General features: G+C 63.5%; 16 protein-coding genes and 2 tRNA genes. 6 read left to right on the top strand and 12 right to left on the bottom strand.

The window, feature by feature from the left end:
- Positions 1-28: 28 nt before the first annotated feature.
- Both YQ44_RS13045 and YQ44_RS13050 read right to left on the bottom strand, forming a co-directional pair.
- Entirely contained in the window at positions 29-1,078 is a 1,050-nt protein-coding gene (locus tag YQ44_RS13045) for a GGDEF domain-containing protein (RefSeq protein ID WP_198043928.1), read from the bottom strand.
- A 173-nt stretch (positions 1,079-1,251) separates the two neighbouring features.
- The gene (locus tag YQ44_RS13050) at positions 1,252-2,304 is read right to left on the bottom strand and encodes a GGDEF domain-containing protein (protein ID WP_071323749.1); all 1,053 of its coding nucleotides are present in this window, start codon (positions 2,302-2,304) and stop codon (positions 1,252-1,254) included.
- A gap of 239 nt (positions 2,305-2,543) precedes the next feature.
- On the opposite strand from YQ44_RS13050, the gene YQ44_RS13055 reads away from it, so the two are divergent.
- The 3 genes from YQ44_RS13055 (at position 2,544) to YQ44_RS13065 (ending at position 6,120) form a co-directional block, all read left to right on the top strand.
- Positions 2,544-4,169, top strand: coding sequence for a tetratricopeptide repeat-containing response regulator (locus YQ44_RS13055; protein ID WP_071323750.1), 1,626 nt, complete (start codon positions 2,544-2,546; stop codon positions 4,167-4,169).
- Between the two features lie 141 nt (positions 4,170-4,310).
- Entirely contained in the window at positions 4,311-5,642 is a 1,332-nt protein-coding gene (locus YQ44_RS13060; protein WP_071326470.1) for a S41 family peptidase, read from the top strand.
- Positions 5,635-6,120, top strand: coding sequence for a MarR family winged helix-turn-helix transcriptional regulator (locus tag YQ44_RS13065; RefSeq protein WP_156894819.1), 486 nt, complete (start codon positions 5,635-5,637; stop codon positions 6,118-6,120). The genes YQ44_RS13060 and YQ44_RS13065 overlap by 8 nt, the downstream gene beginning before the upstream one ends.
- Positions 6,121-6,403: 283 nt before the next feature.
- Here the strand turns inward: YQ44_RS13065 and YQ44_RS28250 are convergent, their stop codons facing one another.
- The 4 genes from YQ44_RS28250 to YQ44_RS13085 all read right to left on the bottom strand — a co-directional run bounded on the left by YQ44_RS28250 (position 6,404) and on the right by YQ44_RS13085 (position 11,564).
- On the bottom strand, positions 6,404-6,793 hold the full coding sequence (locus YQ44_RS28250) for a hypothetical protein (protein ID WP_083411821.1): 390 nt from the start codon (positions 6,791-6,793) through the stop codon (positions 6,404-6,406).
- Positions 6,794-7,028: 235 nt separating this feature from the next.
- The gene (locus YQ44_RS13075) at positions 7,029-7,664 is read right to left on the bottom strand and encodes a TetR/AcrR family transcriptional regulator (RefSeq protein WP_083411822.1); all 636 of its coding nucleotides are present in this window, start codon (positions 7,662-7,664) and stop codon (positions 7,029-7,031) included.
- A gap of 11 nt (positions 7,665-7,675) precedes the next feature.
- Positions 7,676-10,114, bottom strand: coding sequence for a membrane-bound PQQ-dependent dehydrogenase, glucose/quinate/shikimate family (locus tag YQ44_RS13080; protein WP_071323753.1), 2,439 nt, complete (start codon positions 10,112-10,114; stop codon positions 7,676-7,678).
- 403 nt (positions 10,115-10,517) lie between these two features.
- The gene (locus tag YQ44_RS13085; RefSeq protein ID WP_071323754.1) at positions 10,518-11,564 is read right to left on the bottom strand and encodes an NAD(P)-dependent alcohol dehydrogenase; all 1,047 of its coding nucleotides are present in this window, start codon (positions 11,562-11,564) and stop codon (positions 10,518-10,520) included.
- 173 nt (positions 11,565-11,737) lie between these two features.
- On the opposite strand from YQ44_RS13085, the gene YQ44_RS13090 reads away from it, so the two are divergent.
- Positions 11,738-12,685 (top strand): AraC family transcriptional regulator, encoded by a 948-nt coding sequence (locus YQ44_RS13090; protein WP_071323755.1) that lies wholly within the window; start codon positions 11,738-11,740, stop codon positions 12,683-12,685.
- Here YQ44_RS13090 and YQ44_RS13095 read toward each other — a convergent pair.
- Entirely contained in the window at positions 12,667-16,251 is a 3,585-nt protein-coding gene (locus tag YQ44_RS13095) for a hydantoinase B/oxoprolinase family protein (RefSeq protein WP_071323756.1), read from the bottom strand. The genes YQ44_RS13090 and YQ44_RS13095 overlap by 19 nt on opposite strands.
- A 141-nt stretch (positions 16,252-16,392) precedes the next feature.
- Between YQ44_RS13095 and YQ44_RS13100 the strand changes: the two genes are divergently transcribed.
- Entirely contained in the window at positions 16,393-17,931 is a 1,539-nt protein-coding gene (locus YQ44_RS13100; protein WP_071323757.1) for a bifunctional ADP-dependent NAD(P)H-hydrate dehydratase/NAD(P)H-hydrate epimerase, read from the top strand.
- Between the two features lie 101 nt (positions 17,932-18,032).
- Here the strand turns inward: YQ44_RS13100 and YQ44_RS13105 are convergent, their stop codons facing one another.
- Positions 18,033-18,785 (bottom strand): ABC transporter ATP-binding protein, encoded by a 753-nt coding sequence (locus YQ44_RS13105; protein WP_442905922.1) that lies wholly within the window; start codon positions 18,783-18,785, stop codon positions 18,033-18,035.
- On the opposite strand from YQ44_RS13105, the gene YQ44_RS13110 reads away from it, so the two are divergent.
- On the top strand, positions 18,784-19,497 hold the full coding sequence (locus YQ44_RS13110) for an arylesterase (protein ID WP_083411823.1): 714 nt from the start codon (positions 18,784-18,786) through the stop codon (positions 19,495-19,497). The genes YQ44_RS13105 and YQ44_RS13110 overlap by 2 nt on opposite strands.
- A gap of 199 nt (positions 19,498-19,696) precedes the next feature.
- On the opposite strand, the gene YQ44_RS13115 is transcribed toward YQ44_RS13110, so the two are convergent.
- The 4 genes from YQ44_RS13115 to YQ44_RS13130 all read right to left on the bottom strand — a co-directional run bounded on the left by YQ44_RS13115 (position 19,697) and on the right by YQ44_RS13130 (position 22,630).
- On the bottom strand, positions 19,697-21,619 hold the full coding sequence (locus tag YQ44_RS13115; protein ID WP_198043929.1) for a SurA N-terminal domain-containing protein: 1,923 nt from the start codon (positions 21,617-21,619) through the stop codon (positions 19,697-19,699).
- A gap of 442 nt (positions 21,620-22,061) precedes the next feature.
- Positions 22,062-22,138: transfer RNA gene (locus YQ44_RS13120), tRNA-Asp, on the bottom strand.
- Positions 22,139-22,155: 17 nt separating this feature from the next.
- Positions 22,156-22,232, bottom strand: a tRNA-Asp gene (locus YQ44_RS13125).
- A gap of 125 nt (positions 22,233-22,357) precedes the next feature.
- Positions 22,358-22,630 carry an HU family DNA-binding protein gene (locus tag YQ44_RS13130; RefSeq protein ID WP_010398442.1) on the bottom strand — a complete coding sequence of 91 codons (273 nt, stop codon included), beginning with the start codon at positions 22,628-22,630 and terminating at the stop codon, positions 22,358-22,360.
- Positions 22,631-22,672: the final 42 nt, after the last annotated feature.

Genomic DNA, 22,672 nt, shown 5'->3' on the forward strand with positions numbered 1-22,672 from the left:
CAGTTTTCCCCAACTTGCAACAATAGCGTCAGACGATCACATAGCGGTTCTTGCCCTGGCGCTTGGCCAGGTACAGCGCTTCGTCGGCCAGCCGGTAACTGTGACCCAGCTCCTTGCTGCGGTCCAGTTCGGCCACGCCCACGCTGATAGACACGAACTGGACTGTCAGGAAACCCTGGCTGACGGCCTCGACCAGGGAGCCGGCAAAGGCGCATACGGCGTCGCGGTCGCCTGCGTAGACGATGCCGAACTCCTCGCCGCCCAGGCGCCCGCACAGATGGCCTTGCGCCTTGTCGGCGATGATGGCGGCCGTGCGCATCAGCACCTCGTCGCCCGCATCATGGCCCTGCTGGTCGTTGATGACCTTGAAATTGTCGATATCGATCATCAGGAAATGCAGCATGCCGCCGTGCGGCGCGCCATGCATCTGCTGCGCGCGCTGCGTGAACATGCGGCGGTTGTTGATGCCGGTCAGGCTGTCCTGGAAGGCCAGCCGCATCAGCTCCTGCTTGGCGTGATAGTTGCGCAGACGCAATAAACTGAAGCTGACGTTCAGCGCCAGCCCGAACAGCACGCTGACGGTGATCATCAGCGGCGCCCACGATTCGTCGGGCAAGCCCGCGTTCACGGGATACAGGCCGTGGCCCACGTTCCACCACACGCCGGCCACCACGGCCAGGTAGCTGAGGCCGCCATTGAAGATGGAGGCGATGGCCAGGGTCATGAAGACGCCCACGGGCAAGACCCAGAAGCTGGCGTGCTGGACGGCGCCGGCCATGGTGCGCAGGCCGAAAGTCAGCGCCAGCACGGCGCAGGCGCCCGTAATCGTCAGCACGGGCAAGGTGGTGCAGCGGTAGCGCACCACCAGGCTGGCCAGCATGCCCAGCAGCGCCAGCACGGCATGCGTGAGGTTCGGCTGGAACGGCGCCGGCATCAGCAGCCAGGTCAGGCTGTAGGCGATGATGCCCAGCACTTGCGTGACCATGCCGACGCGGTGCAGTTCCGCGAAATACGTGTGCTGCTGCTCGCTGTTGCCGCCGAACGCGAGGGGGACGGCAACGCGCCGCAGGGTACTCATGGAAGGAAGGCGCATCACGAAGGCTGGATTTTCTCTGGTAAAGGTGAAACGCCAGCGGTCACGTTACGGTGAAACTCTGCGTCTGCGCCACATGTCGCCTGCCTGCGGCTGATATATTAATACAAACAGAATACCCGCTCCCCGGCGCCTCCGCAAGACTCATGTGCATGCCGTCAGGCGATGACATACCGGTTCTTGCCCTGGTGTTTGGCCTGGTACAGCGACGCATCGGCCACGCGGTAGCTGTGCGCCAGCTCCGTGTCACAGGCCAGCTCGGCAATGCCTACGCTGATCGACACGGCCTGCGCCGGATTGAAGGCCAGGTAGACGGCATCGACCAGGCTGGCGGCGAACTGGCAGACGGCGCGCCGGTCCCCCAGGTAGACGATGCCGAACTCTTCGCCGCCCAGGCGCCCGCACAGGTGGCCGCCGCAGGCGTCGGCGATGATGTGCGCCGTCTTGACCAGCACCACGTCGCCCGCGTCATGGCCCAGGGTATCGTTGATTTTCTTGAAATTATCGATATCGACCATCAGGAAGTACATGGGTTGCCGCTGCTGCTGCAATTGCTGCGTCAGTTCGGTAAAACGGCGGCGGTTATTCAAGCCCGTCAAGCCATCCTGGTAGGCCAGACGGGTGAGCGCCTCCCTCGCGCGAAAGTCGCGCAGACGCAACAGATTGAAACTGATGTTCAGGACCAGGCCGAACAGCATGCTGTAGGCGATCAGCAAGTTCGCCCAGGCCGCATGCGCCATGGCAGGATCCAGCGGGAAATGACCGTAGCTCAGGATCAGCCAGACGGCGGCGGCGACGAGCAGATACAGCGCGCAGCCGTTGAAGATCGGCGCCGCCAGCAGCACCATGAACACGCCCACGGGCTGCATCCAGAATTCCGCCTGGCCCGCCGCCTCCGCCAGCAGGCGGAAGCCACAGGCGATGGCGCACATGCCCGCCGCGCCCCCCAGTTTCAGCACCCAGATGGCGCGCGCGCCCACATTGATGCCGATGGCCAGCACGATGCCGGCCAGCGTATAGAGCAGCGCGCCCATGTCAAGCGTATTTACATGCGGAATAAAGGCCCACACCAGCAACATGCTGACCAGGGCAAAAGACTGGCTGATGACGGCCATGCGGCGCAACTCCGGGAAGTACTTTTCAGCGTGGGCCCGTCCACCGCCGGAGAGCAGATGATGCAGGGTTTGCTTGCGCGTCTCGTTCAAATACATGGCGGCTTTCCAGGCGAAGTGTCCAGCATGGTCAAACGTAAAAGGTTGCCTTCAGGATACCCCGCGCCTGCCCTGCCCGCAAGCGTACGCGCCTGCCGTGTCGCGCCGTGCGCGTTCGCCTGCATTTTGTTAGCGATTTGCACCAGCTTTGCAGTATGCTGACAAATAATAATATTATTAGGCAACTACGTTGCACCATCGAGCCGCACAGCCATATACAGATGAACGAGAGCTGAACAATGCCAGAATATAGCGACTTATCTGTCCTGATCGTCGACCCGAACCCCAGCATGCGGGGCAATCTGCACAATATGCTGAACCAGGCCGCCATCACCAAGGTGGAATACGCCGTCAATTCCGGCACGGCCATCCGCCTGCTGACGAAGAAACCGTTCGACATCATCCTGTGCGAATACGATCTTGGTAGTGGCACGGACGGCCAGGACGGCCAGCAGTTGCTGGAAGACTTGCGTCACCATAAGCTGATCGGCCTGTGGACCATCTTCATCATGCTGACCTCCGAAGCCATCCACAGCAAGGTGATCAGCGCGGCCGAGCTGACGCCGTCCGATTACATATTAAAGCCGTTTACCGTCGACGTATTGAGCGGACGCATCGAGCGCGCCATCGAACGGCGCGCCATCTTCCTGCCCGTCTACCAGCAGATCGACAAGGGCGATTTGCGCGAAGCCGTGAAAACCTGCCGCGCGGCCGAACTGCAGCACCCGCGTCTGGCGGCCGATTTCGCCCGCCTGCGCGCCGAGCTGCACATCACCCTGGGTGAATGGAAGGAGGCGGAACAGATCTACGCCGACATGCTGGCCACCCGGCCCATGGCCTGGGCCCACCTGGGACTGGCGCGCGCGCTGTTCGAGCAGCAGCGCCACGAGGATGCGCAGGATGCGCTGCTGGAACTGGTGGAAGTCAATCCCCGCTACATGGCCGCCTACGACCTGCTGGCGAAGAACCACGAAGCCATGGGCCAGCAGCTGCAGGCGAAGAAAATCCTCGAAGACGCCGTGGCCATATCGCCGCACATGGTGCGCCGGCTGCGCCACCTGGGCGGCATTGCATTCGACACGGGCGACATCGGCGCGGCCGAGCGGGCCTACAAGCAGGTCGTCACCAAGGCGAAGTATTCGGAATTCCGCGACCCGGAAGACCACGTCAACCTGGTGAAAACGCTGGTGAAGAAAGGCGACGCACCGCAGGCGAGCGGCGTGCTGCGCGACATGGAGCGCTCGCTGCGCGGCGGCGCCAACGTGGAAGCGTGCCGCGCCATCTCGGCCGCCATGCTGCATGAACTGTCGGGCAACGACATCGCCGCCGCCAGCGAGCTGCAGCTGGCCGCCGCCGCCCTCGACGGCGCGCGCGGCCTGTCGACGCAGCTGAAGGTGGGCCTGGTGCAGAGCTGCCTGAAGAACAACCTGGAACAGGCCGCGTCCGACGTCATGATGAAACTCGTCAACGAAGCCGACAGCGAAGTGACGATGGAAGCAGCCGTGGACGTGTTTGAAAAAGCGGGACGCCATGACCTGGCGCAAGGCATGGGTCAGCAGATCACGAACCAGGTGCAGGAACTGATGCAGGACGCGGCCAGCAAGTCGGAAAGCGGGGAACTCAAGGGCGCCGTCTTCGTGCTGCGCCAGGCCCTGCGCAAGACGCCGGGCAACCTGCCCGTGCTGTTCGCCTCCGTCGACGCCATTTTGCGCCAGCTCAACATGCTGGGTTGGGAAGCGCCGCTGGCCGAACAGGCGCAGCACCAGATGCAGGTGATCCGCAAGATCGATCCCAAGCATCCGAAGCTGGAGTCGCTCAAGCAGCAATATGCGGCCACGCAGCATAAATACGGTATCGCTACCTGAACCTGTCGCAAGCCCGTGACTGCCGGGAGTATTGGACGCAAGCAGAAGTGCTTGCTCCCCAGACCGCTGCCAGCGAATTTTTCTACAACATATTGCACAATATATTGTATGCTCGAGTTTCACCGAGGGGGTAACATCAGAATGCGCCATCACCTGTTTCTGCTTCAAACGCTGTCGGCACTGTCCATCATGTGCGCATCGAGCGCTTTTGCCGGGGCGCCGGGCATCTCACAGAACGAGAAAGGCGCAATCATCGCCTCCCTCGATAGCACCCTGAATGCAAACTACGCATTTCCGGACATCGCACGAAAAATTAGGCCGGTGCTTCAGGAACATCTGAAAAAGGGAGCTTATGACTCGGCGACCACGAAGGCGGAGTTTGCGAGCAAGCTGACCGACGATCTCATCAAAGTCAGCGGCGACCTGCATTTCCTGGTGGCGACTGACCCGGAATGGATCGCGGAATTCAAGGCAAAGGCCAACCCGGCGCTCAAGGCCAAGATACGACAAGAAGAATCGAGCAGGCTGGAGGAGACCAATTTCGGTTTCGACGAGGTCTCTCGCCTGAAGGGAAATATCGGTTATCTACGATTCAGCTATTTTGCCGATCCGGAACTCGCCTATGATACGGCGGCATCCGTCATGCGCTTCCTGGGCAATACGGATGCCGTTATCATCGATTTGCGCTATAACAATGGCGGACATCTGGAAATGGCGCAGTTTCTAGCGAGTTATTTCTTCTCCAGCGAGAAAGACCAGCTACTCTTCGACTACTATTACAACGAGGACGGCAAGCGTATCCAGCGCGGACAATGGGTACTGCCAGGCTTGCCAGGCAAGCGCATGGTGGACAAGCCCGTCTATATCCTCACCGGCTCCACGTCGTTTTCCTCCGCAGAATGGTTTTCCTATGCGATGAAGAAGCTTGGGCGAGCCACCCTGATCGGGGAGCGGACCGCCGGTGGCGCGCATCCGGTGGCACGCAAGCCGCTCAACGATGATTTTTTCGTGCAAGTGCCGATCGGCCAGATCCAGGATCCCGTTGACCATGGCGACTTCGAAGGCGTCGGCGTGCAACCCGATATCCCAAGCCCCTCCATTCGCGCGCTGCCTCTGGCACACAAGCTGGCGCTTGAAAATCTGGCGAAGACCGATGACGCCAGACGAACCGAATTTGCCTGGCTGCTCCCCAGCCTGACGGCAGCGATCGAGCGCCCGCACATCGATGCCGCGATGTTGACGAGAGCGGCCGGAAAATATGAAGGCCGCCAGATCATCCTGGACAATGGCATTCTTTACTATATCTGGCGCGATCGGTTTCGGGTCGCGCTTGAGCCGATAGGTCCCGACCTGCTCGCGGTAGAAGGCGTGTCGGATTTTCGATACCGCTTGAATACTTTGGATGGAAAAGTGACGGCGCTGGAACGCGTGAATAAGGACGGCAGCATCCAGAGGTACCAGCGCCTTGACTAAGGAAACGCATTCCCCGGCCGCGATCGATGACGCCGTGTTTCTCGGCCGCGCTGTCGAACGGCTGAGCGTCCTCATCGCCGAACAATCCAAGCTTGTCTTCGATACGATGGGGATCGTCATCCCCGTTCGTTCATGTTCGCTGATGACTGTTCTTGCAACGCTAGGCGCGGCATCAGCGTCGGATCTGGCGCGCGAACTCGGACATTCGCACCAGTTGGTCATGCAAAAGATACCAAAGCTGCTCCGTCTGGGCCTCATACAGTATCGGAACGATGACAATGATGCGCGGCGGCGGCTATTTATGCCCACGGATGAAGGCTTGTCGCAGCTTGCGAAATTCGAGCAGTGCACGGTGCTGATTCGGGAAGCCTATGCCGGCTTGTTTGCCGAGGTGGGGGACGTCAGGCAATACGTGGACCGGGCCACCGATGCGCTCAACGGGAAGCCGCTGCACAAGCGCATAAAATCCCAGGCCTGACGGGGCGACGCTGGCCACTTGGGACCCATACTGGCGCCTGGCCGTCCAACGCCTTGAATTCTTCCCTATACCGCTTCCCACCCATGATCTTCTGAGCCTCGATTGTGGCTCAAAAGTGTCGACAGGACCTGTTGCGGTATCGGGCCGGCGCAGGGCGATGATCATCGGCGCGCAGGTATTCGACCACCGCCACGAGCAGCTTTTGCTGACTGCCGAAGTAGCGACAGGCGGTGATGTTTTAGCCGCCTGCCTCGGCCACGAGGGCACCGTGCCCCTCATAGATTTAACCTGGAAACTCCCCTTGCGTATAGCTTTTCCAAAGATTATTAATAAATTCAACATCAAGCTTATTCTTGAATGCCAGGGCGATCAGGCCCATATCGTCCGATACGCATGCAGCAAGATCAGCATTTTCAGTTATTCGATAAACCTTCTTGTACGCCGCCTCTCTGACCTCCCTGACCGAGCCATCTTCAGGCGGGCAAGATGAAGTTACAGTTTCATGGCTAACACTCCATGCCTTATCAAACTCAAAAGAATCCCTGGCGTCTAATTTTTCATCCCAGTCGGTGGCTTTCTTGAAAATAGGCTCAAGTAGCATATCGTCATTGATTTTGGTAACAATCTCACTGGTGGCTGCTATCGCGCTATTATCGACACTCACTTGTTTCATCACTTTTCCCCATCCTTCATCCAATCTCCATGCGGTGATTGTACTGGTGAATCCGCCACCGGTAGTGCAGGCACTGCTGGAGCATGGCGTCATGCATGACCAGGGCTTCGAGGCTATCGACGGCCGCCTGTGGAACCTGGCCTGGACGGCGCCGCAAGCCTGATGCGCTGAGCTGGCGCCAGCAACGTTGTCGGATGACGGCCCTGCGAGGGCTGATCCGGCCCGCGTCCCTCGCTTACTTGCGCGCCACCCGCGCCACCACCAGCTCGATCAGCTCCGCGATCAGGGGACGGAAGGTGGCCGCGTCGCCGCCCTGCCCCAGCATCACGGTGCGCGTCGTCAGATGGGAGAAAACGGCGTCAAACAGGATTTGCGGCAGGTTGGAAAACGAGGCATCGGGGGCGATGCGGCCTTGCGCGCGCTGCTGTTCCAGCAGGCGCAAAATCAGCGCGTGCCACACTTGCGGGCCGTGCTCGTACCAGGTGAGGCCGACGGCCGGCACGGCGGCCGCGCCCGTGACGACGAGGCGGTAGAAATCCGCGTGGCGGGGGCTGGTGACGACGGCCACCAGTTCATCGAGGATCAGCTGCAAGCCCTGCTCCAGGCCCGCCTGCGCCGTATCGAGCTGGCGCAGCGCGATGATGAAGTCGGCGCACAGGTACTCGACTACCGCCACCAGCAGCTCCTGCTTGCTGCCGAAGTAGCGGTAGGCGGTGGCTTTCGAGCCGCCCGCCTCGGCCACGATGGCGTCCATGCTGACGCCATCGTAGCCCGAGGCGAGAAAAAGGTCCGCCGCCGCCACCAGCAGCTTGCGCCGCCGCTCCTCGCTTCGAGTACTGGGGGAAGCCGGAACGGTGCGCAACTGGGGCATGAAGCAAACTCTTACTGTGTCTTGGGAAGCGCGTATGCTATCACGTAATCCCCCCGGTCCGGGCTCTGGCGGGCGCCGCCGGCCACCACCACGACATACTGGCGCCCCGACTTGGGCGACACATACGTCATCGGCGTGCCTTGCGAGCCGACCGGCATGCGCGCCTTCCACACTTCATGGCCGGTGGCGATATCCATGGCGCGCAGGTAGTAATCCTGCGTGCCCGCATAAAACACGAGGCCGGACGCCGTGCTGACGCCGCCGCCCAGGGTCGGCATGCCCAGCGGGACAGGCAGCCGCGCGCGCACGCCGTTGATGACGGCGTCCTGCACGGTGCCGGCCGGGCGCTCCCACACCTTGGTGCGCGTCTTGAGATCGATGGCGGCGAACACGCCCCACGGCGGGCTTTGGCAGGGAATGCCCAGCGGCGAGTTGAAGGCCTTGTGGTCGATGACGAATGGCGTGCCATCCATCGGATAGGTGCTGCCCACGCCATGGCCCGACGTCAGCTTGGCCACGTCCACCGTCTCGCGCGGCACCAGCTTGACCACCTGCGGCATGCGGATATCGTTGACGAACATATAGCCGTTGCTTTCGTCGACGGCCGCGCCGCCCCAGTTGAAGCCGCCGTAGTAGCCAGGGTAGATCAAGGTCTCTTTCGTGCTGGGCGCCGTGAACTCGCCCTGGTAATTGAGCTTGCGGAAGCTGATGCGGCAGGCCAGCTGGTCGAAGAAGGTGGCGCCCCACATGTCGCGCTCCGTCAGCGTATCCGCGCCGAGGGCCGGCATGCCGGTCGAATACGGCTGCGTTTTCGACACCCAGTCGCCGGCCGCGTGCTCCTGCGGCACGGCTTTTTCGATGACTTCGGCAATCGGCTTGCCGGTGCGGCGGTCCAGCATGAAGATCTGGCCGCGCTTGGTCAGCTGCACCAGCGCCGGGATCTTGCCGCCCTTGCCGTCCGGGACGTCGTACAGGGCCGGCTGCGCGGCCACGTCGTAATCCCAGATATCGTGGTGAACGGTCTGGTAGGTCCAGCGTTCGCGGCCCGTGGCCATGTCGAGGGCGACGATGGCCGATGCGTATTTTTCCGTCAGCGGCGGACGCTTGCCACCCCAGAAGTCCGGCTGCTCATTGCCCGTCGGCAGGTAGACCAGGCCCAGTTCGTCGTCGAACGCGGGCGTGGACCACATGTTCGGCGTGCTGCGCGTGTAGGTCTGCCCTTCCGGCGGCAGCCTGGTGATGGCAGGATTGCCCAGGTCCCAGGCCCACACCAGTTCGCCCGTGTCGGCACTGTAGGCGCGCACGACGCCGGACGGCTCGTCGGTCGAGCGACCGTCGAACACCCAGCCGCCGAGGATGATCAGGTTGCGCGCGATGGTCGGCGCCGACGTGTAGGCGTAGTACGGCACGTTCATCTTCACCTTGCCCAGGCCGACGGTCAGGTCCACCGCCCCCTTGTCGCCGAAGCCTGCGCACTGCTTGCCCGTCTGCGCGTCGATCGCGATCAGGCGCGCATCCATGGTCACTTGCACGATGCGTTTGGCGCACGCGCCCGCATCAGGCGCGCTGGCCGCCTGCATGCCCTCAAAACGGAACGGCTTTGCCACCTTGGCCGGCTCGTAATAAGCCACGCCGCGGCAGCGGTTCCACGTCTTGGTGTTGGCCGGTTTCGGGTCGAAGGTCCAGCGCTCCTTGCCCGTGTCGGCGTCCAGCGCGATGACCTTGCTCGTCGGCGTGCACGTATAGACGGTGTCGCCGATCTGCAGCGGCGTATTCTGCGACTCGGACGCGCCCTCGGCCAGCTCGCCCGTGCGGTAGCGCCATGCCACTTCCAATTGACCGACGTTGGCCTTGTCAATCTGCGTGTATGGCGCGAAGCGCGTGCCTTTCGGCCCATAGCCATAATGCGCCCAGTTGGCGCTGCCGTCATTGACGGCCGTCACGGCATCCTGCTGCAGCTGCACCGCGGCTTCCAGTACGCCATGCGGCTTGAACATGGCAGCGAAACCGGCGACCAGCAGCACGGCAAACAGGGCCGCGAAGCCGCGCGACTGTCCCGATTGTCCCTGCTGCGGCGCGCTGCCCGCCAGCCACGGATGCACGAGGGCGGCAAGCAGGCCGATGACGAGGAACGGCGCCAGGCGTGGCACCATGGGCCAGAAGGCAAAGCCGATCTCCCATACGGCCCAGATCAGGGTGGCGATGAGCAGCACGGCGACGATGGCGCTGGCCAGCCGTTTGCGGCGCAGATACAGCACGCCGGCGAGAATCAGGCCGAGACCGGCCAGCAGGTAGTACCAGGAACCGCCGAGGGTAATCAGTTCGATGCCGCCCGCCGCCAGGGCCAGGCCGGAAAAGCCGAGAAAAACGCCAAAAACCGTGAGGGCAAGCCGCTTGCCCCTGAAGACAGCCGGGATCGCCGGCGCTCCCTTATTTACTGAAGTGTCCATTTTTTATCCATGACGCCTCCCCTGCCCAGGCCAACACGCCGGGGATGGCTGATTTTTTAAAGCTACGTAGTGAAACTGTACGGTACGGTTTCATTTTATGCCGATTTTTGACGCAAGGAAAGAAAAATTGATGCGGATGCTTGATTTTTGGCGCGGATGGAGGATGGACAGGGTGCTCGGATTACGCGCTTGCGCGCGAATCCGGTCTACCGGACCGCCCGCTAGACGTCGGTTGGATTAGCGCAAGGCGCGTAATCCAACGCGCGCAGACAGTAGACGGTTGTGCTTTTAAAGCTTACCGGTTGAAGCGCCCGAAAAATGCCCAGGACCAGGCGCCGCGGCGAAGACAGTACGAAGAGTACGGCGAGACGCGGCAACAACGCCCTGGGCTTTTTCTCGGCTGTTACAAAGATGCCATATCGATGACGAAGCGATAGCGCACGTCGCTCTTCACGACGCGCTCGAACGCCTCATTGATATCCTGGATGCGGATGATCTCGATGTCGGACACGATATTGTGCTTGCCGCAGAAATCCAGCATTTCCTGGGTTTCCTTGATCGAGCCGATCATGGAGCCGGACAGGCTGCGGCGCGCGCCCACCAGGCCGAAGGCGCTCACGGGCGGCACGGCGCCGTCCGGGATGCCGACGATGACCATGTTGCCATCGACTTTCAGCAGGTTGATGTACTGGTTCCAGTCGATGGAGGCGCCCACGGTGCAGATGATCAGGTCGAAGGTGCCGGCCAGCTTGCTGAACGTTTCCGCGTCGTTGGTGGCGTAATAATGGTCGGCGCCCAAACGCAGGCCGTCTTCGCGCTTCGACAGGGTCTGGCTCAGCACCGTCACTTCGGCGCCCATGGCGTGGGCGATCTTCACGCCCATGTGGCCCAGGCCGCCCATGCCCAGGATCGCCACCTGCTTGCCAGGACCGGCTTTCCAGTGGTTCAGCGGCGAGTACAGGGTGATGCCGGCGCACAGCAGCGGCGCGGCGGCGTCCAGCGGCAGGTTGTCGGGAATCGACAGCACATAGCCTTCCTTGACGACGATGCTGTCCGAATAGCCGCCCTGCGTGGCCGTCTTGCCGTCCGCTTCGACGCCGTTGTAGGTCTGGATCAGGCCTGGCATGTACTGTTCCAGGTCCACGTTGCGCGTCTTGCAGGTGGTGCACGAGTCGACGAAGCAGCCCACGCCCACGTGGTCGCCCACCTTGAACTTGCTGACGTTGGCGCCGACGGCCGTGACGACGCCGGCGATTTCATGGCCGGGCACCATCGGGAAGGCGGCGCCGCCCCATTCGTCGCGCGCCTGATGGATGTCGGAATGGCATACGCCACAGTACTTGATCGAGATGGCGACGTCGTCTTCGCGCGGGGCGCGGCGTTCGAACGTAAACGGTTGCAGTGCGGAAGTCGGGCCCAGTGCGGCGTAGCCTTTGGCGATGGTGGTCATGAAAACTCCTTGAGTGGTGATACTTGCGGGAACGCGTGCCATGCATGCGATTGCACAAGTGTGCCTCAGATGCCCGCCCGCCGTTACCGCGATCCTGCAAGACCTTTGCACGATCCTCCAAATCTGCGTAAGATCAGCCCCTGCCCTCCCTCGCCTGCCGCATACTGCCAGCCATGCCTACCTTATCCTTGCCCCAAGACGAAATCGCCGCCCTGATCAGCCGCCACGCGCCGCGCACGGGCGACTACGTGACGGCCATCGGCAACCTCACCTTCCACCGCCAGTCCTCGGTCACGGAATCGCTGTTCCATGCGGCGCGCCCCAGCGTGGCCCTCATCGCGCAGGGCGCGAAGGACGTCACCCTGGGAAGCGAAACCTTCCATTACAGCCGCATGCAGTATCTGCTGACGTCCGTCGACCTGCCGGTGCAGGTGCGCGTGGTGGAAGCGAGCGAGGAAGCGCCGCACCTGTGCGTGGTGCTGGGCATCGACATCGCCGACGTGGCCGCGCTGCTCGACAGCGAAAGTGGCGGCAGCGGCGCGGCGGCGCAGAAAATCACTGCCGCCACGCGCGGCATTTCCGTCAGCGACGTCTCGCCCGAACTGCTCGATGCCATGCTGCGCCTCGTGCGCCTGCTCGACAAGCCGGAAGAAATCTCCGCGCTGGCGCCGCTGATCCGCCGCGAGCTGACCTTCCGCCTGCTGAATGGCCCCGTCGGCGCGCGCCTGCGCCACATGGCGCTGGCCAGCAGCCAGTCGCACCAGGTGGGGCAAGCCATCGACTGGATCAAGCACCATTACGCGCAGCCGCTGCGCATCGAGCACCTGGCCGGCATGGCGAACATGAGCATGTCCTCGCTGCACCACCACTTCAAGGCGATTACCGCCATGACGCCGATGCAGTACCAGAAGCTGCTGCGCTTGCAGGAAGCGCGGCGGCTGATGCTGGTCGAGCAGATCGACGCCGGCACGGCCGGCTACCGGGTCGGCTACGCCAGCGAATCGCAGTTCAGCCGCGAATACAGCCGCCAGTTCGGCCGCGCGCCCATGCGCGACGTCGGCCTGGTGCGCGCGCAGCTGAGCGGCGCGGGCGCCGGCACGGCTTACTCCAGCTTGCCGTAGCCGCCGCCGCCCGGCGTCTCGATCACGAACACGTCGCCCGCCCGCATGTCGGTCTTGCCGATATGCGCCAGGTGTTCCACCGTGCCGTCCGCGCGCTCCACATAGTTGCGCCCCAGCGCGCCCGCCTCGCCGCCGTCCATGCCGAACGGCGGAATGATGCGGTTGTTCGACAGGATGGCCGCCGTCATCGGTTCGAGGAAGCGCACCCTGCGCACGCCGCCATTGCCGCCATGCCAGCGCCCCGCGCCGCCGGAACCGGCGCGGATGCCGTAGCTGTCCAGGCGCACGGGGAAGCGCCACTCGAGGATTTCCGGGTCCGTCAGGCGCGAATTGGTCATGTTCGTCTGTACCACGTCCGTGCCGTCGAAGCCGGGACCGGCGCCCGAGCCGCCCGATATCGTCTCGTAATACTGGTACTTCTCGCTGCCGAACGTAAAATTGTTCATCGTCCCCTGCGAAGCGGCCATCGCGCCCAGCGCGCCATACAGGGCGTTGGTGATGCAGGTCGAGGTTTCCACATTGCCCGAGACGACGGACGCCGGATACTGCGGGTTGAGCATGGAGCCGGGCGGGATGATCACCGTGAGCGGCTTCAGGCAGCCCGCGTTCAGGGGAATCTCGTCGTCGACCAGGGTGCGGAACACGTACAGCACGGCCGCCATGCAGACGGCGGAAGGCGCGTTGAAGTTGTTTGGCAGCTGGCTTGAGGTGCCCGTGAAGTCGATAATGGCGCTGCGCTGCGCCGCATCGACCCTGATCGCCACCTGTATCCGCGCGCCGTTGTCCAGGTCCAGCGCATACGCGCCGTCCTTCAGGGTGCCGACCACGCGGCGCACGGCTTCCTCGGCGTTGTCCTGCACGTGGTGCATATAACTTTGCACGACATCGAGGCCGAAATGCGCGACCATCTTGTGCAGTTCCTCGGCCCCCTTCTGGTTGGCCGCCACCTGGGCGCGCAGGTCGGCCAGGTTTTGCCGGGGATTGCGCGCCGGCCAGCTGGCGCCCGCCAGCAGGGCCAGCGTTTCATCTTCCGCCATCCGCCCCGTGGCGCCGTCGACCAGCTTGAAATTGTCGATCAACACGCCCTCTTCCTCGATGCGCGTGGAATCGGGCGGCATGGAGCCGGGCGTGGTGCCGCCGATGTCCGCATGGTGGCCGCGCGAGCCGACGTAGAACAGGAGAGCCGCGCCTTCTTCATCGAAGACGGGCGAGATCACCGTCACGTCGGGCAAATGCGTGCCGCCGTGGTACGGGTCGTTCAGCATGAACACGTCGCCGGGCCGCATGGCGCCCGCATTGCGCGTCATGACGGTGCGGATGCTCTCGCCCATGGAACCGAGGTGCACGGGCATGTGCGGCGCGTTGGCGATCAGATTGCCTTGCGCGTCGAAGATGGCGCAGCTGAAGTCGAGGCGCTCCTTGATATTGACGGAATGGGCCGTGTTTTGCAGGCGCAGCCCCATCTGCTCGGCGATCGACATGAACAGGTTATTGAAGATTTCCAGCATCACGAGATCGGCTTTTGTCGCTGTTTGCACACCCTTGGCGCGCTGTTCGGGCACGGCGGCCATCCTGCGCAAGATCAAATGGCCGTGCGCCGTGACGCTGGCGCGCCAGCCCGGTTCGATGACGGTGGTGGCGTTGGCGTCGCTGACGATGGCCGGGCCGTCGATGGCATCGCCGGGGCGCAGCGCCGCAGCCGCATACAGGCCGCTTTGGCGCCAGGCGCCGGCGCAGTACATGGCCACCGTCGCCAACGGCGTCAGCTCGCCAATGCGGGCCGCATACGCGGGCGCGGCCGGCTGCGGCGCGCTGGAGGCGCCGATGGCTTCGATGGAAATGGCTTCGACGATCAGCGCGCGCGCCGGCATCAGGAAGGAAAAACGTTTTTTATACGCCGCCTCGAACTGCGCCTGCATGCTGGCCAGCGTATCGAACAGCACGACGAGCGCCGAATCCGTGCCCTCGTAGCGCAGGTGCACGCGATGCACAAGCGCGATGCGGTCCGCCTCCACGCCCTGGCGCAGCAGGTCGTCGCGCGCCTGCGCGCCCAATGTCGCGAAATGGCGCGCCAGGTCGGCCCCCAGTTTCGCTTCGATGGCTTTTTCGCGCATGGCGCTCTGGTCGGCCAGGCCCATGCCATAGGCCGACATCACGCCCGCCAGGGTATGGATGAAGACCGTGCGCATGCCCAGCGCGTCGGCCACCAGGCAGGCGTGCTGGCCGCCCGCGCCGCCAAAGCTGGTCAGGGTGTATTCGGTGACGTCGTGGCCGCGCTGCACGGAAATCTGCTTGATGGCGTTGGCCATGTTGCCGACCGCGATGGCGATATAGCCTTCGGCCACCTGTTCCGGCGTCGAGTTCACCGTGCGCGCCAGCGCCTCGAACTGGGCGCGCACGGTGTCCACGTCCAGCGTCTCGTTGGCATCGGGGCCGAAGACGCGGGGGAAATGCGCGGGCTGCAGCTTGCCCAGCATGACGTTGCAGTCGGTGACGGCCAGCGGGCCGCCGCGCCGGTAGCTGGCGGGGCCGGGGTTGGCGCCCGCGCTGTCCGGCCCCACCTTGTAGCGGGCGCCGTCGAAATGCAGGATGGAGCCGCCGCCGGCGGCCACCGTGTGGATGCTCATCATGGGCGCGCGCATGCGCACGCCGGCGATCTGCGTCTCGAACACGCGTTCGAATTCGCCCGCATAGTGCGACACGTCGGTGGACGTGCCGCCCATGTCGAAGCCGATCACCTTGTCGAAACCGGCCAGCGCGCTGGCGCGCACCATGCCGACGATGCCGCCGGCGGGACCGGACAGGATGCTGTCCTTGCCCTGGAAGGCGCGCGCGTCCGTCAAGCCGCCGTTCGACTGCATGAATTGCAGGTGCACGCCGGGCAGTTCCTGCGCCAGCTGGTCCACATAGCGGCGCAAAATGGGCGACAGGTAGGCGTCGACCACCGTCGTGTCGCCGCGCGCCACCAGTTTCATCATGGGGCTGACCTCGTGCGACACGGACACCTGCGTAAAGCCGGCCGCGCGCGCCAGCTGCGCCAACCGCGCCTCGTGCGCGTGATGGCGGTAGCCATGCATCAGCACGATCGCGATGGCGCGCAGGCCGCGCGCATGGGCGTCTTCCAGCGCCGCCTGCGCGGCCGCCTCGTCGAGCGCCTCCACCACCTCACCGTGGGCGCCCACGCGTTCATTGATCTCGATCACTTCGCCATACAGCAGTTCCGGCAGGATGATCTGGCGCGCGAACAGTTGCGGACGGTTCTGGTAAGCGATGCGCAAGGCATCGCGAAAGCCCCGCGTGATGGCCAGCACGGTCGGCTCGCCCTTGCGCTCGAGCAGCGCGTTGGTGGCCACCGTCGTGCCCATCTTGATGGCCCCCACCTGCTCCACGGGCAGCGGCGCAGCGGGCGCAAGTCCCATCAGGTGGCGCATGCCGGCCAGCGCCGCGTCGCGGTACTGGCCCGGGTTTTCCGACAGCAGCTTGTGCGTGGCCAGGCTGCCGTCAGGACGGCGCGCCACGATGTCCGTAAAGGTGCCGCCCCGGTCGATCCAGAATTGCCAATCCATGTGCCGCGCCTCCGTCAATGATGATGACTATGTGAGATGGCTATTGTAGCCGCACAATTTGCGCCGCACTTCAGGCGTGCGCACCTTGCCTTCCGCGTGGATCGGCCTTATGTTGACAGCATACTGACTAAGGAAGCCCCCATGACACTGATCGACTCCGCCACCCCGCTGTACGCCATCGCCGACATCCGCGCCATCGAACAGGCCGCCGCGCAAGACTTGCCGCAAGGCGCCTTGATGCAGCGCGCCGGCCAGGCCGCCGCCAGTGCCGCCCTGAAGCTGCTGCACGCGCAGGAAGACGCCGCCAGCGCGGGTCACATGCGCGTGCTCGTGCTGGCCGGTCCCGGCGACAATGGCGGCGACGCGCTGGAAGCGGCGGCGCACCTGGCCGGCAGCGGCATCGAGGTGCTGGTGTGGCTGGCGCCCGAGGCGCAAGCCACGTCGCCGGAACGCGAAGTGGCCCTGAGCCGCGCCCGCAACAGCGCCGCGCGCTTCATGGACGCCGGCACCAGCACGGCCTCGGCGGCCGTCGGCGCGGCGCCATGGGACCTGGTCATCGACGGCCTGTTCGGCATCGGCGCGACGCGTCCCCTGGCGGGCGAATGCCGCGAGGTGGCGCAGCTGGTCAACAATCTCGATTGCCCCGTGCTGGCGCTCGACGTGCCCAGCGGCCTGCACGCGGACACGGGCGCCATCGACGGCGTGGCCATCCGCGCCACGCACACGCTTACCTTCATCGGCGACAAGCCCGGCCTGCATACGGCGAACGGCCGCGATGTCGCGGGCGAAGTGGAAGTGGCGTCGCTGGCCATCGCCCCCGCCCTGCTGCCGCCCGCCAAAGCCCAGCTGAGCGGCCTGCACCTGTTCGCCCGCCATCTGCTGCCCCGCCGGCAAAACACGCACAAGGGCAGCTACGGCAGCGTGGCCATCATCGGCGGAGCGCAAGGCATGGCCGGCGCGCCTGTCCTGTCGGCCCGCACGGCCCTGCATGCGGGCGCGGGCAGAGTCGTCGTCGCCTTCCCCGAGACGCCGCCCGCCTTCGACAGCGGCCAGCCGGAGCTGATGTGCCGCCGCGCGCAGGACGTGGATTTCTCGGGCTTTCACTTTGCCGCGCTGGTGGCGGGCCCCGGCCTGGGCGAACAGGCCGACACCGTGGAATTGCTGCAGCGCGCGTTCGACAGCGACAGTCCGCTGCTGCTCGACGCCGATGCGCTGAACCTGATGGCGGCCGAACCGGAACTGCAATCGGCGCTGGCCCTGCGCGCGGGCGCGACGATACTCACGCCGCATCCGCTGGAAGCGGCGCGCCTGCTCGACATGACGGTGGCCGAAGTGCAGGCCGACCGCCTGGGCGCGGCGCGCCAGCTGGCGGCGCAGCTGGGCGTCATCGTCGTGTTAAAAGGTTCGGGCACGGTGATCGCCGCGCAGGATGGCGGCGTGGTGATCAACAATACGGGCGGCCCCGCGCTGGCCACGGCCGGCACGGGCGACGTCCTGGCAGGCCTGTGCGGCAGCCTGCTGGCGCAGGGCTGGCCCGAATGGGAAGCGGCCGTCGGCGCCGTCTGGCTGCACGGCGCGGCCGCCGATGCGCTGGTGGCGTCCGGCAGTGGCCCTATCGGCCTGACGGCCGGGGAGTTGATCCCGGCGATACGCAAGCTGATCAATGCCTTGTCGGCATAGGCAGGCGGCACGGGGGCGTTGGATTACGCTGCGCTAATCCAAGCTACGGCAAAGCAAGCAGGCCGGATTAACGGCACGCGTAATCCGACAACCACCGGCAATCACACCAGCCGACCCGCCGCAATGGTGATCGTGCGGCCGCAGCGCGCCGCGATCGAGCTGTCATGCGTGACCAGCACCAGGGTCGAGCCGCGTTCGCGGTTCAGCTCGAACATCAGCTGGATCACGGCTTCGCCCGTGGCGGCATCGAGGCTGCCCGTCGGTTCATCGGCAAACAGCAGCGGCGGCTCCGTCACAAACGCGCGTGCCAGCGCCACGCGCTGCTGCTCGCCGCCGGACAGGTATTTCGGATAGTGCTTCAAGCGGCTGCCCAGGTTGACCCGGCCCAGCATCGCTTGCGCCTTCTCCTTCGCGTCCGGGTCGCCGCGCAATTCCAGCGGCAGCATGACGTTTTCCAGCGCCGTCAGGTGCGCCAGCAGCTGGAACGACTGGAACACGAAACCGAGCTTTTCCTTGCGAAAACCGGCGCGGCCGTCTTCGTCGAGGGCAAAGATATCGGTGCCGTCGAGCATGACCTTGCCCTCGCTGGGCGTATCCAGGCCGGCCAATAAACCCAGCAAGGTGGACTTGCCGGAACCGGAGGCGCCGACGATGGCCAGCGTCTCGGCCGTTTGCACGGTAAAATCGACGCGGTGCAGGATGGTCAGCTCGCCATCGGCATCGGGTACGCGCTTGGCCAGCTGGATCACTTCGATGGCCGGCTGGCCGTTTTGGCTGTTGGTTGCGGCAGGCCGCTGGGCAGCTGCTTCGGACGGAAGGAAATTGGTGGAAGTCGCTTTAGGGAATTCGGGCATGCTGATCTATCTTAAAAAAATTCGTGAACAAATAAATGTCAACGCCAGTGGCGATGCGAGCGTGAAAGCGCTCCACCGCACGCGGCGGCGCACCCTCTCCTTGCTTCCTGCGGCAGCCCTGCTCCTGATGGCAGGCATGGCGAACGCCTATTCTGCACCAAAAACGCTGCTGGTGCTCGGCGACAGCCTGTCGGCCGAGTATGGACTGGCGCGCGGCACGGGCTGGGTGGCGCTGCTGGAACAGCGGCTGAAGGCGCAAAAGAACGATACGCGCATCGTCAACGCCAGCATCAGCGGCGAGACCACGAGCGGCGGACGGGTGCGCCTGCCCGCCCTGCTGACGAAGCACCAGCCCGACGTCGTGCTGATCGAGCTGGGCGCCAACGACGGCTTGCGCGGCTTGCCCGTGGCGGCGGCCGAGGCGAATCTGCGCGCCATGGGCGAAGCGGCCAGGAAAGCTGGCGCACAAGTGGTACTGGTGGGCATGCGCATGCCGCCCAATTATGGGCGCGCCTATGGCGAGCAGTTTTATGGCGTGTACGGCAAGCTGGCGCGGGAATGGAAGGCGCCGCTCGTGCCGTTCATGTTCGAAGGCATCGCCGACCAGCCGCAGCTGTTCCAGGCCGACCGCATGCATCCGAATGCCCAGGCCCATCCGGCCATCCTGAAAAACATCTGGCCGCAGCTGGCGCCGTTGCTGAAAGCCAAGTAAGCAGCCCTGCACCGAACACCTGATAGAACGGTCGCGAGCGGAAGTGCATGGTGGATGAGAAGCGGCGCCGTGCTTTGCTCGGGGCCGCCAAGGCAGTGAGCATCGCCAGACCCAAGTCACGACGCGCAGTAGGTTTTCGCTGGCGCTCAAAAAAAATAGCCGCTCGAGAGCGGCTATTTTTATGCCTGGAAGCCCAATCTTATGGCGCTTCCGGTGCGGCGGCTGGGGCGGTGACCGGTTTGACGATCTTCACCTTGGCCTTGTTTTTCAGGTACTCGACGTAATCGAACATTTCCTGCTGCGCCAGGATGCCGCTGATCTGGTCTTTCTCTTGCTGGCGGCGCGCAGCATCGACTTGCGCTGGCTGCTGCACCTTGGCGATGCGGTAGATGCCGTAGCCCAGGGCTGGCAGGTCCACGCCCACATAGGCTGGCAGCTTGCTCGTGTCGGCCTTCATGACTTGCGCGATGGCGGCACGGTTGATGCCGTCAAGCTTGCTACGCGAGACCCACTGTGCGGCGCCGAAGCCGGTCGCATCGCCCGACGCTTTCAGCGCGGCCAGTTTGGTTTCGCCGGCTTTCTTCGCCAGTTTTTCCGCTTCTTCCATCGTCACGCGCTGACGGATCATCGCTTCGACTTCGGCCAGCGGACGCTTCGATGCTGGCTTGAATTCGATCACGCGGCCGGCGATCAGCGTATTCGGCGCCACTTCCACGGCTTCCGTATTGCGTTTTTCTTTCAGCGAATCGTTGGAGAAAATCGCCTTCAGGAACTTGACGTTGTTGAACGGCGCATTGCCCAGGGCCGGCGACGGCGTGCGCGACAGGTTGGCGGCGCTTTCCACTTTCAGTTTCAGCTTGTCGGCCACCGGCTTCAGGCTGTCCGATTGCTCGTACACGGTGTTGGTGAAGGTTTCCGCCATTTCCGAGTACTTCTTCGCGGCGAACTGCTTGCGCAGGTCGGCCGTGATTTCGCCGCGCACTTCGTCCAGCGATTTCACGTGCTGCGGCTTGAGCGAGGTCACGGTCAGGATGTGATAGCCGAAATCGGAAGCGACGACGTCGCTGATTTCACCTTGCTTGAGCTTGAAGATGGCCGCTTCGACTGGACCAGGCAAGGCGCCCTTGGCCACGACGTCGAGGTCGCCGCCGAGTTCGGCAGAGGCCGGGTCTTCCGACTTGGCCTTGGCCACGGCGGCAAAGCTTGCAGGCGCCTGGCGCACTTCGGCCAGGATGGCTTCGGCCTTGGCCTTGGCGGCAGCCTTGTCGGCGGCGGAAGCGTCCTTCTTGACGGCCACCAGGATATGGCTGGCGCGGCGCGCTTCTTCGCTGGTGTAGGCTTTCTGGTTCTTCGCGTAGTAGCTGGCCACGTCCGCGTCGCTGACATCGACCTGTTCGCCGGCAGCCGTGCCATCGAGCACGACGTATTCGACCTTGGCTTGTTCCGGGATTTCGAAGAACTTGCTGTTCTTGTCGTAGAACGCTTTCACCATGGCGTCCGTGACCTTCACTTCCGGCACGAACTGGGCGATCGGCAACAGCAGTTCCTGCACTTCACGCTCTTCCGAGGTGATGTCCGACAGGCGCTTGGACACGGTGTTCGGGGCGAAGGCCGTGCCTTGCACGGCGCCGGCCAGTTGCTGCAGGGCCAGGTCGCTGCGGCGGCGCGCATCGTACATCTGCGGCGTCATGCCCTGGGCAGCCAGCATGGCCTTGTAGCGTTCGAGGTCGAACTTGCCGTCTGGCAAGGTCAGGCCGGGAATCTCCAGCACTTCCTTTTGCAGCACGGCATCGCTGATGACCAGGTGGCTGCGGCCCACTTCGGCGGCCACGGCACGTTCGGCGATCAGGTTGTCGAGGATGCTCTTGCGCGCTTCCGGCGTGTCGAACATTTTCTGGTCGAACTGCTCGCCCATCATCTGGCGATAGCGGTCGATCTGCTGGCGTTGCGCTTCTTCATATTGCTGCTGCGTGATCACCTGATCGCCGACCTTGGCGATGGTGTTCGCGCCGTCGCCGAAGCTTTGGTAGCCGCTGATACCGACCAGTGCAAAAGACGGGACGATGACCAGCATCAAGAGAAACTGCATCAAGCGTCGATGGGTACGAATAAATTCAAACATGGTCAGCCAATTCGGGATGAGTGGATCACTATAAAAAAAGGCGAACATGCGTTCGCCTTGATTTCTTCGGCGGAATGGACGGGACAGATGTCCACTTCCCCTTTAGATTCAACAACTTGGCGCTGGAACTAAAGCAGGATTCTGACGCCCAAGCCATTATCTCCTGATTCTACAATGCCCATAGCGCTATAGCAAGAGTAAATCAGGGCCCGCGCCCTGCCCCGGCGCCGCATGCTGCGCCGCAAAGCGGCGGATGCGCTGCATGGCGGACAAGGCGCCAGCCTGGACATTAAACCCGGCAAAGCTTAAAGGGGATTTAAATACCCGCGCCGGCCATTTAAAAACGGCAGGCGGGAAATTGAAAATGCAGAGGCGCAAAGATAATCGCGCGCATAAAAGAAAAACCCGCGCTGCTTATTCAGCAGCGCGGGTTTCTATATTCTGGCGGAGCGGACGGGACTCGAACCCGCGACCCCCGACGTGACAGGCCGGTATTCTAACCAACTGAACTACCACTCCTTGAGAGCGTATTTTTTTGGCGGAGCGGACGGGACTCGAACCCGCGACCTCCGACGTGACAGGCCGGCATTCTAACCAACTGAACTACCACTCCGAAAAATACACAGTACTACTTGCATTTGCATCCAGGATCGCCATTCGAGGAACGTCGATCCTGAAATCGCGGCACCCGGAGGCGCCGCCAAATGTTTCCGGTGATTGTCACCTCACCGAAGTCCGTTAGTTTACAGCATCCTTCAAAGCTTTACCAGCTTTAAATTTTGGAACTTTTGCAGCTTCGATCGTGATCGCTTCTTTGGTACGCGGATTGCGGCCGGTACGCTCAGCGCGTTCGCTGACCGAGAAGGTACCGAAACCAACCAGCGTCACGCTGTCGTTGTTTTTCAAAGTTTCCGTCACGCCGCCGATAACAGCGTCGAGTGCGCGCGCAGCGGCGGCTTTGGAAATGTCAGCTTTTTCAGCAATGTGGTCGATCAATTCAGTCTTGTTCACTAGCATCCCCAATTACAAAGGTATAAAACGTTTACCGTATCG

This window comes from Janthinobacterium sp. 1_2014MBL_MicDiv, assembly GCF_001865675.1.
Taxonomy (GTDB): domain Bacteria; phylum Pseudomonadota; class Gammaproteobacteria; order Burkholderiales; family Burkholderiaceae_D; genus Janthinobacterium.

Coding starts and splice junctions, on each gene's coding strand:
- YQ44_RS13045 (WP_198043928.1), bottom strand. CDS start 1,078: ATGAGTACCCTGCGGCGCGTTGCCGTCCCCCTCGCGTTCGGCGGCAAC.
- YQ44_RS13050 (WP_071323749.1), bottom strand. CDS start 2,304: ATGTATTTGAACGAGACGCGCAAGCAAACCCTGCATCATCTGCTCTCC.
- YQ44_RS13055 (WP_071323750.1), top strand. CDS start 2,544: ATGCCAGAATATAGCGACTTATCTGTCCTGATCGTCGACCCGAACCCC.
- YQ44_RS13060 (WP_071326470.1), top strand. CDS start 4,311: ATGCGCCATCACCTGTTTCTGCTTCAAACGCTGTCGGCACTGTCCATC.
- YQ44_RS28250 (WP_083411821.1), bottom strand. CDS start 6,793: ATGAAACAAGTGAGTGTCGATAATAGCGCGATAGCAGCCACCAGTGAG.
- YQ44_RS13075 (WP_083411822.1), bottom strand. CDS start 7,664: ATGCCCCAGTTGCGCACCGTTCCGGCTTCCCCCAGTACTCGAAGCGAG.
- YQ44_RS13080 (WP_071323753.1), bottom strand. CDS start 10,114: ATGGACACTTCAGTAAATAAGGGAGCGCCGGCGATCCCGGCTGTCTTC.
- YQ44_RS13085 (WP_071323754.1), bottom strand. CDS start 11,564: ATGACCACCATCGCCAAAGGCTACGCCGCACTGGGCCCGACTTCCGCA.
- YQ44_RS13090 (WP_071323755.1), top strand. CDS start 11,738: ATGCCTACCTTATCCTTGCCCCAAGACGAAATCGCCGCCCTGATCAGC.
- YQ44_RS13095 (WP_071323756.1), bottom strand. CDS start 16,251: ATGGATTGGCAATTCTGGATCGACCGGGGCGGCACCTTTACGGACATC.
- YQ44_RS13100 (WP_071323757.1), top strand. CDS start 16,393: ATGACACTGATCGACTCCGCCACCCCGCTGTACGCCATCGCCGACATC.
- YQ44_RS13110 (WP_083411823.1), top strand. CDS start 18,784: ATGCTGATCTATCTTAAAAAAATTCGTGAACAAATAAATGTCAACGCC.
- YQ44_RS13105 (WP_442905922.1), bottom strand. CDS start 18,785: ATGCCCGAATTCCCTAAAGCGACTTCCACCAATTTCCTTCCGTCCGAA.
- YQ44_RS13115 (WP_198043929.1), bottom strand. CDS start 21,619: ATGTTTGAATTTATTCGTACCCATCGACGCTTGATGCAGTTTCTCTTG.